This window comes from Rhodococcus olei (assembly GCF_039540555.1).
GTDB classification, from domain to species: domain Bacteria; phylum Actinomycetota; class Actinomycetes; order Mycobacteriales; family Mycobacteriaceae; genus Rhodococcus_G; species Rhodococcus_G olei.
Window position 1 is genome coordinate 1 of the sequence record NZ_BAABFB010000040.1, and the last position, 12065, is coordinate 12065.

10 protein-coding genes are annotated in these 12065 nt (G+C 72.1%); 7 read left to right on the top strand and 3 right to left on the bottom strand.

Annotated features, from left to right (window positions below; genetic code table 11):
* Positions 1-553 precede the first annotated feature (553 nt).
* Positions 554-1930 carry an FAD-binding oxidoreductase gene (locus tag ABD951_RS12360; protein WP_345345142.1) on the top strand — a complete coding sequence of 459 codons (1377 nt, stop codon included), beginning with the start codon at positions 554-556 and terminating at the stop codon, positions 1928-1930.
* A gap of 280 nt (positions 1931-2210) precedes the next feature.
* Here the strand turns inward: ABD951_RS12360 and ABD951_RS12365 are convergent, their stop codons facing one another.
* The 3 genes from ABD951_RS12365 to ABD951_RS12375 all read right to left on the bottom strand — a co-directional run bounded on the left by ABD951_RS12365 (position 2211) and on the right by ABD951_RS12375 (position 4709).
* Positions 2211-3755 carry a hypothetical protein gene (locus ABD951_RS12365; protein ID WP_345345144.1) on the bottom strand — a complete coding sequence of 515 codons (1545 nt, stop codon included), beginning with the start codon at positions 3753-3755 and terminating at the stop codon, positions 2211-2213.
* 28 nt (positions 3756-3783) lie between these two features.
* Positions 3784-4017 carry a hypothetical protein gene (locus tag ABD951_RS12370; protein WP_345345146.1) on the bottom strand — a complete coding sequence of 78 codons (234 nt, stop codon included), beginning with the start codon at positions 4015-4017 and terminating at the stop codon, positions 3784-3786.
* A gap of 161 nt (positions 4018-4178) precedes the next feature.
* Positions 4179-4709: a DUF3558 domain-containing protein gene (locus ABD951_RS12375; protein ID WP_345345148.1), complete on the bottom strand. Its 531-nt coding sequence runs from the start codon at positions 4707-4709 to the stop codon at positions 4179-4181.
* Between the two features lie 166 nt (positions 4710-4875).
* Here ABD951_RS12375 and ABD951_RS12380 point away from each other — a divergent pair, with 166 nt between their 5' ends.
* From ABD951_RS12380 to ABD951_RS12405, 6 genes are all read left to right on the top strand, one after another.
* Positions 4876-5937, top strand: a complete 1062-nt coding sequence (locus ABD951_RS12380; protein WP_345345150.1) for a TY-Chap domain-containing protein — start codon at positions 4876-4878, stop codon at positions 5935-5937.
* A gap of 33 nt (positions 5938-5970) precedes the next feature.
* Entirely contained in the window at positions 5971-6912 is a 942-nt protein-coding gene (locus ABD951_RS12385; protein WP_345345152.1) for a GTP pyrophosphokinase, read from the top strand.
* Between the two features lie 49 nt (positions 6913-6961).
* On the top strand, positions 6962-10192 hold the full coding sequence (locus ABD951_RS12390; RefSeq protein ID WP_345345154.1) for a DEAD/DEAH box helicase: 3231 nt from the start codon (positions 6962-6964) through the stop codon (positions 10190-10192).
* Between the two features lie 151 nt (positions 10193-10343).
* A complete protein-coding gene (locus ABD951_RS12395) occupies positions 10344-10622 on the top strand; it encodes a GNAT family N-acetyltransferase (protein ID WP_345345156.1) in 279 nt (92 codons plus the stop codon).
* A gap of 78 nt (positions 10623-10700) precedes the next feature.
* Positions 10701-11270 (top strand): DUF4334 domain-containing protein, encoded by a 570-nt coding sequence (locus tag ABD951_RS12400; RefSeq protein ID WP_345345158.1) that lies wholly within the window; start codon positions 10701-10703, stop codon positions 11268-11270.
* Between the two features lie 89 nt (positions 11271-11359).
* Positions 11360-12049, top strand: coding sequence for an SIMPL domain-containing protein (locus ABD951_RS12405; RefSeq protein ID WP_345345160.1), 690 nt, complete (start codon positions 11360-11362; stop codon positions 12047-12049).
* Positions 12050-12065: the final 16 nt, after the last annotated feature.

A 12065-nucleotide genomic window follows, 5' to 3' on the forward strand; every position in this document is an offset into this window, starting at 1 on the left:
ACCCGGTGACATGCGCAGATATACCCGGTGCCATACCTGTCTTCTGGTACCCGCGGCCGCACCACCTGCACTTTCGGTGGTGCACCGGGACCGGAACGTCCACCACACCTGGACGTGGGTGCGGCGCGTGCTGCCCCCGCTTCCTCGTGCGGGACGGCCGGCGGCTGCGCCGGCGACATCCAACGGGACACATCCGGGTCGTCACGATCACCCGCCCGGACGCCCCGAAACGCAACCACCGGGCGGTCGCGGCCGGGGTCGGCACGCACCGCTGCAGCCGGCGACGAGGCGTTCTGCGCCAGAGCCGGTCCGAAGGCACTCACCCGCGGCGAGCCGCTGTGTCCGGCCGAACGCGAACGCCGGGCACACGGAGCGGGACCAGGCCCGTCTCGGGGTGCACCACCCGGTCGAGCCGTCCGGACCCGCTGCCCGGCCCGAGTCCCCGCACCGGGTCGCCCCGGTGATGTGCGGCGACGAACGCGGGCACCGCATCCCGCTCACTCAGCGGGCGAGCCTCGTGGTCGCGGGCGCGGCGGTGGCGAATGATGGGTTCATGACGATCGATTCCGACCTCCTCGACGATCTGGCCGCCACGCTCCCGGCCGGCGCGCTGCTCACCGACCCGGATGTCGTCGCCGGCTACCGCCAGGACTGGGCCGCCGACCCGAACGCCGGCACCCCGCTCGCGGTCGTCCGCGCGACGTGCACCGCGGACGTGCAGGCGGTGCTGCGGTGGGCGTCGGCGCACGGCGTTCCGGTGGTGCCGCGCGGCGCCGGGTCGGGGCTGTCCGGCGGCTCGTCGGCGGTGGACGGCGGGATCGTGCTGTCCACCGAGAAGATGCGTGCGATCACCGTCGACCCGGTGACGCGGACCGCGGTCGTGCAGCCGGGCCTGCTGAACGCGGAGGTCAAGAAGGCCGCCGCCGAACACGGCCTGTGGTATCCGCCGGATCCGTCGTCGTTCGAGATCTGCTCGATCGGCGGCAACGCCGCCACCAACGCCGGTGGGCTGTGTTGCGTCAAGTACGGCGTCACCACCGACTACGTGCTCGGACTGGAGGTGGTCCTCGCGGACGGCACCGCGGTGCGGCTCGGTGGCCCGCGGCTCAAGGACGTGGCCGGGTTGTCGCTGACGAAGCTGTTCGTCGGCAGCGAGGGCACCCTCGGCGTGATCACCGAGATCACGCTGAAGCTGATTCCGGCGCAGCCGCCGGCGTCGACGATGGTCGCGTCGTTCCCGACGGTCGAGCAGGCCGTGGACGCGGTGCTCGCGATCACCCGCACGATGCGGCCGGCGATGCTCGAGTTCATGGATCAGGCGTCGATCGGCGCGGTGGAGGACGCGATGCGGATGGGCCTGGACCGGTCGGCCCAGGCGATGCTGCTCGCGCAGTCCGACGCACCCGGCGCGGCCGCGGAGCAGGAGATCGCGGCGATGGTCGCGGCCTGCGAATCCTGCGGCGCGACGGAGGTGTTCGCGACCGACGACCCGGCGGAGGGCGAGGCGTTCACCGCGGCCCGCCGCGCGGTGTTCCCGGCGGTGCAGGCGTTGGGGTCGCTGCTGCTCGAGGACGTCGGGGTGCCGATGCAGGCGCTGCCGACGCTGATCTCCGGGGTCGAGAAGATCGCCGCGGACTGCGCGGTGCGGATCTGCGTGGTCGCGCACGCCGGGGACGGCAACACCCATCCGCTGATCGTGTTCGACCCGGACGATCAGGACGAGGTGCGGCGCGCGCAGCGGGCGTTCGGTGAGGTGATGGATCTGGCGATCGGGTTGGGCGGCACCATCACCGGTGAGCACGGGGTCGGGCGGCTGAAGCGGGACTGGCTGCCCGAGCAGCTCGGCCCGGACGTGATGGACCTGACTCGCCGGATCAAGACGGCGCTCGACCCGGACGGCATCCTCAACCCGGGCGCGATCCTCACCTGACCGCGCCGGTCGCGCCGACGATCTCCTACGGGACGAGCTCGTGCGGCGTGGCCGGCGGCGGGGTGCCGTCGAGCTCGTACATGCCGGCGCCCCGCCCGAGGTGGTCGAAACGCCTCGCCGCGACGGCCGGTGCCGGCGAATGAGGCGGGCACCCGCGCCCCGCGCAAAACGGCGCGAGCAGCGGCGCGATCGACCCGGCGGCCCGTGGCCGAGCCCTACGCGCGGGGCGGTCGACCCACCTCGGCGCCCCGGCCACCGGCGGCACCAGCGGGTCGGCGCCTCAGGCCCCGAGCACCGGCGGCGCCACCAGCGGCAGGGTGCCGACGAGGTCGTTGCCGTTGTCGACGGTGACGAGGTAGCCGGGAGTGGTGTGTTCGGTGTCGCCGTCCTCCCGGCCGCGGGCTCCGGCGGGCACCATGCCGGCGGCCGGGGCGCCGGGTTTGCCCGGCGCACCCGACGCCGCCCCGGACACACCGGCTCCTCCGCCCGACCCGGACGCCCCGGGTCCGCCACCCGAGCCACCCGATCCGGACAGGCCGGCTCCGCCGCGGGGCGCGGACCCGACCGGTATCCCGGCGACCGCGCCTCGGTGGCCGCCGCTCCCGCCGTAGGGTCCGGAGCCGCCGGACGACGCGATCCCGCCGCCCGCACCTGCATGGCTGCCGCCGCCGGCACCCGTCCCGGCGTGGTTGCCGGCACCCGCCGGGCCGCCGGACCCGGAACCGAACGGCGACCCCGGGCCAGCGGACGCCTGCCCGGCGCCCGGTGTTCCGGTCCCGGACTCGGCGGCGCCCGCGGGGCGGGTCCAGATCGACGACGGATCGGGTTGTGGGAGTGGGGAATCCGCGGCCGGATCCGGGCCGGTCGCGTCCACCGCGTTCGGGTCGAGGGGGTCGACCCCGGGGCTGTCCGCGACCGGCGCCGGACTCCCTGCGCCGTCGACTGTGCTCGGACCGGCGAGACGCTCGGTGTTGCCCGGCGCGACGTACCCGGTGGTTCGGTCGCCCACCCCGGTGGCGAACCCACCTGAGCTGTCCCTGCTCGCGCCGCCGGGTGTCGCGGGTGCGGTCGATCCGGGGGCCCGCGGCGGTGACGGCAGCGTCGGCACGCGGGTGTCGGCCTCCCGCATGACCGGGGTGTACACGGTCTTCATGACCTGCACGGCCCGCTCGCGTGCCTCGTTGCGTTCGTGCATCAGGGCCTTGAAAAGACCGGGGACGGGAACGGCGTTGGCCGCGGTGTCGAGGATCGACGGGTGTTCGACGGGCGGCACCATCACCTTCACCTGGGTGATCCCGGTGGTGGCCTCGGCGACCTTCGAGCCGACCAGCCTCCCGGCGAGCGCCAACTGGTCCGACGCCGCGACATAGGTGCGTGTCGCGTCCCGGGCACTGTCCGCGCCGACCCCCTCCCAGCCCGCGCCGATCTCACCGACGATCGCGGCCTTGAAGTCGCCGAGTGCCTCCGACAGTGCGGCACCGATCGCGGTCCACCCGTGCGCGCTCGCGGCGACGGCCGTGGGGTTCATCTGCTGCACGGACGCCACGATCGACTCGTGGGACATCGAGTCGAAACTCTCCTCGACGAACTCCTGCGGATCCCAGCCACCGGTGAACTGCCCGCCGAGCACGGCCTGTTCGTCGCGGAGGCTCGCGCGCGTGAAGTTGCCGTAGTCCGCCGCGTTCCGCGCCCACTTCTCCGCGACCAGGTCCCGTCCGGTGACCATCTCGATCGCCGCGAGACCGGCGTCGCCCGCGGTGTCGACGACTCCGTCGGCGAACCGCCGCAACGACGCCGTCATCTCGTCCAGACTCGGCATGCCCATCTCGCGTCCCCCTCGTCGGCCCGGTTCGTCAGAACCCGTCGCCCGCGCTCGCGATCCCCTGCGCCGCGGACTCGTCCGCGGCCCCGTACATCGCCTCGATCTTCTCGAACACCTGCTGCATCTGCTGCACCACCTCGATGTGATCGGCCAGCGCCCGATCCATCGGATACGCCCCACCCGACGCCTTGCGCCCGAACTTGGCCGCCAGCGCGACCCCGGACGGGAAAGTGCCCAGCCCTCCAACCTCCGAGAGGCTGTCCACGACTGGTACCAGCGCGTCCAATTTGCCGACCAAGTCGGCGCAATGTTGTGCGCATCGTGCCGCTACACCTGGCTCTAGGTACACAGTGCCCGCATTGACCTGGGCGGCGATCCGCGTCCAATCCATACCGTTCAGCGCTTCCGTCATCACACCTAGGCCTGTCACTGCGGGATTACGGAACTAAGATCACGCACGGCTTGTGTCGCGATTTCACATGGCTCCAGCAAATCGAGAGGGCCCACCAACGTCCTAAACCGGACGAATAGCAGGACAACGCCACTGCCGGAAGGAATCGCGAGGTCACAACGCTTACCTTCATTGTCGGCAACTTTGCGATATCGAACTCCGGACCGCCCATCGATCTCCACGGCGGTAAAGTCCGTGTTCTCGTTGCTCGAGCGCACGTCGTCCAGGGTGTGTGGCGCAGCGAGCACGCTCACCGAATAACGGTCACCCGACCAGCCACAGATCTTCCAACCTGGCTGCTCGACCCCGAGGATGTCGCGCGACTCGGTAGTCGGATCGACACCGATCTGCCTCAAGGCCTCGTCCGGTATGTCGTCGCAGGGACTGAACGTCGGCTCCCCCGCCGCCACGCCGACCGGGTCGGCCTGCCCGTCCACGGCCCGGGTGCCGCAACCGGCGGCGACCAGCGTGGCGCAGCACGCCGCGACTGCTGCTGCGACACGCATGCCACACCCCCTGTTTCCGGACGGTTCACCGTATTGGACGCGGCCGCGCGGCGTCCGGTTCCGGCCCGCCGGAAATCCGAGGCCGAACACCCTGCCCGGCTCCGAGCGACCGGCCGCTGACCGCGATAGCGTGGACTCGACAGCGACGCGACGGATTGGGGGGACCATGTCCGAGTTCGAGGACTTCGACACCAGCGTCGATCGCGCCTGGTCCGACCATCAGCAGCGGCTCGCGGACGTGATCGTGACGATGCAGGAGGACGACCTGCTGGCGTTGGAGCTGGGTGAGGAGTCGAGCGTCGAGGGTTTCGTGCCGTGCGTGCAGTTCCTCGCGTGGGGTGACGGGCAGGTGCGCTGCGAGGTGCCGTCGAACGCCTACCTGGAGCCGCGGCACTGGCTGTCGGAGGCCGACGAGGAGCGCCTGGTGCAGCTCGGCTGGCACCGCCCCACCCGGCTGCCCGACGACGAACCGGATGCCGGGTCGCCGGCATTCTTCGTCGACAAGGCCGTGAACTGGGCCGATCAGTTGGCGGCGATGGCCGTGTCGGTGTTCCGGGAGGTGTGGTCGGTGCCGCATCCGTCGTTCCTGCGCGCGGAGGCGTTCGGGGGGCTCGAACAGTTCCCGCTCGAACCCGCGACGGAGGCCGACGACGAGCCGTTCGGGGTCGACCTGGCGGCCGCGGTGACGCCCCGCGACGACGCGCACCTGTACGAGCTGGTCGCGTTGACGCTGTCGGAGCTGTTCGACGAGCCGGCGGGCGACGACGAGGGCACCGACGACTTCATGCTGGCGATCGGTCCGCTGATCGGGTTCGTCGGCCCGCATCTCGACGGCGGCGAGGTGCAGGTGCGGGTGCCGCTGGTGCGGGACGTCAGCAACCGGACCCGCGCCACCGAGCTGCTCGCGGACCTGAACCGGCGCTGGCCGCACCTGAAGTTCACCCTCGCCGGCGACCACGTCGACGTGTGGGCGGTGGTGCTGGCGAACCCGTACGTGCCGCAGCACCTGATCGACACGTTGCAGCAGCTGTTCGCGTTCGCGCGGACCGTCGACGCCCACTTCGCGGCGCGGTTCGGTGGCCGGCTCGACGCGCTCGTCGACGACGATCCGGACGTGATCGAGGTGCAGCACGGCGAGCTGCTGCCCCCGGGGTCGGTGCCGCCGGCACGGCGGAGGGAACTGTTCACCGACCCGGGAGACCAGTCACTGTTCGACGACCCGAGCTGAGCCGCGGACGCACCCGCGGCACATCGAGGATCCATGCGGAGGACGAAGAGGCCGGACACCGTCGCCACGCTGGTCGACCAGCTGTACGACCAGCGCGAACGCGCGTGGGCGGCGGCGCTGGTGACGGCCCAGACGTTTCTCGAGACACTCGCCGACTCGGTGCTCGAGGATCTCGATCGGGACCGTCTGAATGCGGAGTCGGCCCGGATCAAGGATCGGGCGCGGGCGGTCGACAAGATCCTCCGCAAGGTGGCGGCCGGACAGATCGCACGGCCGACGACGCCCGACGAGGTGGCCGCGGCGGTGCACGACCTGATCGGCGTCAAGGTGCTGTGCAAGACCCCGCGCGATCTGGCGGCGTTCACCGGCAAGCTGCAGGAGGCGTGCACGTCACCGAAGTGCTCGGTGCGTTTCGCGCAGCCCCCGACCGACTACGTCACCCACCCCAAGGACAGCGGGTACCGCGCGTTTCACGCGGTGCTGCTGGTCAACGTCGCGACCCACGACGGCGACCTGGCCGTGAAGGTCGAGGTCCAGGTCAAGACGCGACTGCAGGACGCCTGGGGCGAGCTCACCCACGAGGACATGTACAAGCCCGGCAAGGCCTTGAAACCGAACGACTTTCACCGGGACGTGGCGCGGAGGATGGCGGAGCTCCTCGACAACGTCGACACCATGGCGGACCTGTTGGCCGCCGAGCTCGACCGGCAGACCGCGCCGCCGCAGCACGAGGTCGCGCCGCGCCCGGACGAGGCGACCGTCTACGCCCGCGTCACCAGCACCGGCCGCCGGTACGCACTCGCGATCGCCCCGGACGGCCGGCAGGGGCTGATTCCGGCGCGATCGGTGCGGGCGGCGCTCGGGTCGAGCTCCCGGATCGACGTCGACGACCACCTGAGTGTCGGGGACACGGTGGACGTGCGGATCGAGGAGACCGACACGGCCCTGTACTTCCACCCGGTGACGCTCGGGTGAGCGCGGGCGCCTGACCAGGGGCCCGCGCGAGCCCCGGTACCGTCGATGCATGATCTCCGACACCCAGCTCGCGCACACCCTCGCCTCGGTGGCCCGGGTCGTCGGGCAGGGTGCGTACAGCCGCGGCTCCCGCTACGCCCGCTCGGGGGCGGTCGCGGGCATCGACTGGTACCCGGACGAGCTGATGGCGGTCGGGACGGTCGAGGGCACCGAGTCGTACCAGGCGGTCGCCCATTTCCAGGCGAACGGCGAGGAGCTGGACTTCCGGTTCGGCCGGTGCTCGTGCCCGGTCCGGATGAACTGCAAGCACGTGGTGGCGTTGACGGTGGTGCTGTTCGAGTCGGCCGCCGCGGAGCCGGCGGAGGCGGAGCCGAGTTGGGAGTCGATCCTCGACGCCGCCCTCCCCGCCGCGGAGGCCGCCGCGGCGGGGACGCCGCTCGGTGTGCAGTTGGCGTTGACGCGGGGGCCGCGCTCGGACCGGTGGGGGCTCGGCGCGCGTCTGGTGCGCCCCGGCAAGTCCGGGTGGGTCAACGGCAACATGACCTGGACGCAGCTCGGGCACCTCCCCGACGCCGATCCGGCGCAGGTGCTGCTGCTGTCGGAACTGTTGTCGACGTACCGGGCGGGCCGGCACAACCAGTACGGCTACGGCAACGAGAAGGACATCGACCTGACGTCGGTGAGCGCGCCGCGACTGTGGTCACTGCTGGACGAGATGGTCGGCGCCGGAATCGAATTCGTGTACGCCCGCAAGGGGATGGGCGCGGTGCCGCGGCCCGAGCGGGCGGAGCTGGTCGTCGACGTCGACCGGACCGGCGACGGTCTCGAGCTGACCCCGTCGATCCACACCGACGACGCCGGGCGCCCGGTGACCGTCCTCGGCTTCTTCGGCGCGAACCCGCACGGAGTGCTGTACCTGCGGCCCGGCGACCGCCCCGGTCCGGACCCCGACCAGTGGCCGTTCCGGATGGCCCGGCTCACCGGTCAGGCGCCGCGCGCGATGCAGGACCTGGTGATCGGGAACGCGTCGGTGACGGTGCCGGAGCAGGAGGCCGACCGGTTCGCGGCCGCGTACTACCCGCGCCTACGGCGCGCGGCGACGGTCCGGTCGGTCGGCGGCGAGTTCACCCCGCCGACCGTGGAGGGCCCCGACCTCGTGCTCGACGTGGCCTTCTCCCCCGGTCACCGCGCCGACCTGGCGTGGTCGCTGCGGTACCGCATCGACGGCGCCGAGCAGCTGGTCGCCCTCGACGCCGCGACCACCTCGGCGTTCCGCGACCCGGACCGGGAACGGGCGCTGTTCGCGGGACTCGACGTGCCGCTGCAGAACTACGGCCTGCGCGCCGGGCCCGACGCCCGCCCGCACCCGCGGCTGGCGGTGCACGGCCTCGACACCGCACGGCTGACCGGCGAGTTGCTGCCGCTGCTGCGCGGCCGCGACGACGTGCAGGTCCGGGTGACCGGCACCCCGGCCGACTACCGCGACGCCGGGGAGTCGCTGCAGATCGGGGTCGGCACCGAGGCCACCGACGACGGCGACTGGTTCGACCTCGAGATCACGGTCCGCGTCGAGGACCGGCCGGTGCCGTTCAAGGACGTCTTCGCCGCCCTCAGCGCCGGCGAGTCGCACCTGCTGCTGCCGGACGGGGCGTACCTGTCGTTGGACAAACCGGAGCTGCAGCGGCTCAAGGACCTGATCACCGAGGCGCGGGAGCTGCACGAGCAGGATCCGAACCGGCTGCGGCTGAGCCGGTTCCAGGCCGGACTGTGGGAGGAGCTGGCGGCGCTCGGCGTCGTCGAGCAGCAGGCCGCGCAGTGGCGCGAGCAGGTGCAGGGTCTGCTGGACCTGACCGGGACCGCCGACCTCGACCCGCCCGCGACGCTGCAGGCGACGCTGCGTCCGTATCAGCTCGACGGATTCCGCTGGCTGGCGTTCCTGTGGTCGAACCGGCTCGGCGGGATCCTCGCCGACGACATGGGTCTCGGCAAGACGGTGCAGTCGCTGGGGCTGATCTGCCATGCGCGAGAGTCGAACCCCACCGACCCGCCGGTGCTGATCGTGGCGCCGACGTCGGTGGTCGCGAACTGGGCGTCGGAGGCGGCGCGGTTCGCGCCGCACCTGCGGGTGGTCACCGTGACGGAGACGGCGGCGAAACGCGGTGCGGCGCTGGCCGAGTCGATCGACGGCGCGGACGTCGTCGTCACGTCGTACACCCTGGCCCGGCTCGACGACGACGAGTACCAGGCGCAGCGGTGGTCGATGCTGCTGCTCGACGAGGCGCAGTTCGTGAAGAACCACCGGTCCAAGGCGTACCAGGCGATGCGCCGGATCGAGGCGCCGACGAAGATCGCGATCTCCGGCACCCCGCTGGAGAACACGCTGATGGAACTGTGGTCGCTGCTGTCGATCACCGCGCCCGGCCTGTTCCCGAACCCGACCCGGTTCCAGGAGTACTACCGGGCGCCGATCGAGAAGAACGGCGACGCCGAACTTCTCGGGCAGCTGCGCCGCCGGATCCGGCCGCTGATGCTGCGGCGCACCAAGGAGCAGGTGGCCGCGGACCTGCCGCCGAAGCAGGAGCAGGTGCTCGAGGTGGAGCTGTCGCCGCGGCACCGCACGCTCTACGACACCCGGCTGCAGCGGGAACGGCAGAAGATCCTCGGCCTCGTCGACGATCTCGACTCGAACCGCTTCACGATCCTGCGGTCGCTGACGGTGCTGCGGCAGCTCAGCCTCGACCCGGCGCTCGTCGACGACGAGCACGCCGCGGTCGGGTCGGCGAAGGTCGACGCGCTGCTCGAGCAGCTCGAGGACGTCGTCGCCGGCGGGCACCGTGCCCTGGTGTTCAGCCAGTTCACCGGCTTCCTGGACCGGGTGCGCCGCCGCCTGGACGCGGAGGGCATCGCGTACGCCTACCTGGACGGCAGCACCCGCGGCCGCGGGAAGGTGCTGGACGACTTCAAGACCGGGGACGCGCCGGTGTTCCTGATCAGCCTCAAGGCCGGCGGTTTCGGGCTGAACCTCACCGAGGCCGACTACTGCTTCCTGCTCGACCCGTGGTGGAACCCGGCGACCGAGGCGCAGGCCGTGGACCGCACGCACCGGATCGGGCAGACCCGCAACGTGATGGTGTACCGGCTGATCGCCAAGGACACCATCGAGGAGAAGGTGATGGCGCTCAAGTCCCGCAAGTCGGACCTGTTCTCCTCCGTCGTCGACGAGGGCGGCGCGTTCACCACCGCGCTGACCGCCGAGGACATCCGCGAACTGCTGAACTGACGCGGGTCGCCGTCGGCGTCCGACGGCCGTGCGGGCGGCGGGAGGCGGGAGAAGGCGTCGCGGAATACCCGAGCGCGCTCGGGTGGTTGAAAGCTGCAATGCCCTGCCCGGGTAGCGTGCGGGGCGATCGAGCGACGAAGGGACCCAGGCCGTGGCGCACACCATCGAGCACAAGCCGGAGCAGAACCGTTTCGAGATCCACGTCGACGGCACCCTCGCGGGGCACGCCGACTACACGGTGACCGGCAACGTCCGCGACTTCGACCACACCGTCACCGATCCCGCGTTCCGCGGTCAGGGCCTGGCCGGCAAGCTGGTCTCCGCCGCGCTGGACTCCTCCCGGGCGGACGGCGTGCAGATCGCCACCTCGTGCTCGTACGTGGAGAAGTTCGTCGCCCAGAACACGGAGTACCAGGACCTCCTCGCCTGACTTCCGGTCCCTCCCGCCGCGCCCGGTGCGGGAGATTCCCGTGCGGGACGTCCACGACGGACGGCCGAGGAGGCAGCGATGACCGTGGCCGAACGGATCATCGCCGAGCGACGCGCGTCGGTCGACGAGGCGCGGGCCGTGTTCGACGACGCCGCGCCCGCCGACCCGGACTTCATGATCGGGACGTGGCGCGGCGCGGAACTGCGCACCGGGCACCCGATGGACGGGGTGCTCGACGCCAGCGGCTGGTGGGGCAAGCAGTTCGTGGACACCGAGACGGTGCACCCGCTGCTGTTCCCGACCGCGGACGGGCGGGCGCTGTGGGCACTGGATCCGAAGCGGATCTGGTTCGGCCTGTTGACGAGCCCCGTGCGCCCGTCGCCGGAGGGGCGTGACCTGTCGCGGCTCGTGAGCGTGGGCCGGCGGCTCGTCGAGACCCGCCGGCCGCGGGCACGGCTGCGGACCACCCGGTTCCGCGGGGTGGACACGGCGACGATGATCTACGACGCCCACCCGATCAACGACGTGTTCCGGCGCGTCGACGACGACACCGTCATCGGCTGGATGGACCTGCGTGGGTCGCCCGCCCCGTACTTCTTCTCGCTGCACCGCGATTCGTCGCTGCCGGTGGTCGCCGGGACGCGGTGACGGGACGCGGTGACGGGACGCGGTGACGGGACGCCGACGATCGCGCCCGGCGCGCCCCGCACGTCGGGCGCGCCTGGCACACTGCCCGCATGACTCCTCGATCCGTGACGATCACCGTCACCGGCCACGCCGAGCGCGACTTCGTCCCGAACCGCTGCACGGTGGTGCTGCGGGTGCACGCCGACGGCGCGGCCCGCGAGGAGGCGGCGGACCCGGTCGCGGCGGCGGTCACCACGGTCACGGACCTGGTGACGGCGCTGCGGGAGCACGCGCACACCCCGGTCAAGCGGTGGTCCCTCGACCAGGTGCGGCACGGCAGGCACCGCCCGTTCAACCGGGACGGCAAGAAACGGCCGTGGGTGTACTCGTCGTCGGCGTCGATCACGGTGACGTTCACCGACTTCCGCGCCGTCGGACCGTTCGTGAACCGGGTCGCGGAGGTCGACGCGGTCACCGTCGCGCACCTGCGCTGGTGGATCACCCGCAAGGCGCAGGCCCGGCGGCTGGCGACGGTCCGCGACCTCGCGGTCCGCGACGCCCTCGCCAAGGCGAAGGGCTACACGAAGAGCCTGGGCTACAGCACCTTTCACGCGGTCGCGATCGCCGACCCCGGCATGCTCGGCCTGCCGCCCTCCCCCGGCGCGCCGATGGGGGGCCCGATGCTGCGCGCGGCGGCGCTGCCGATGGACGCCGCCCCCGACGAGGGCCCCGAACTGGTCCTCGAACCCGACCGGATCACGATCGCCGCCGACGTGGAGGCGCGGTTCGAGGCGTCGTAGCGGGGGCGGCCGTCGC

Bases quoted from the DNA above. Each gene is read 5' to 3' on its own strand.
- ABD951_RS12360 (WP_345345142.1), top strand. From the start codon at position 554: ATGACGATCGATTCCGACCTCCTCGACGATCTGGCCGCCACGCTCCCG.
- ABD951_RS12365 (WP_345345144.1), bottom strand. From the start codon at position 3,755: ATGGGCATGCCGAGTCTGGACGAGATGACGGCGTCGTTGCGGCGGTTC.
- ABD951_RS12375 (WP_345345148.1), bottom strand. From the start codon at position 4,709: ATGCGTGTCGCAGCAGCAGTCGCGGCGTGCTGCGCCACGCTGGTCGCC.
- ABD951_RS12380 (WP_345345150.1), top strand. From the start codon at position 4,876: ATGTCCGAGTTCGAGGACTTCGACACCAGCGTCGATCGCGCCTGGTCC.
- ABD951_RS12385 (WP_345345152.1), top strand. From the start codon at position 5,971: ATGCGGAGGACGAAGAGGCCGGACACCGTCGCCACGCTGGTCGACCAG.
- ABD951_RS12390 (WP_345345154.1), top strand. From the start codon at position 6,962: ATGATCTCCGACACCCAGCTCGCGCACACCCTCGCCTCGGTGGCCCGG.
- ABD951_RS12400 (WP_345345158.1), top strand. From the start codon at position 10,701: ATGACCGTGGCCGAACGGATCATCGCCGAGCGACGCGCGTCGGTCGAC.
- ABD951_RS12405 (WP_345345160.1), top strand. From the start codon at position 11,360: ATGACTCCTCGATCCGTGACGATCACCGTCACCGGCCACGCCGAGCGC.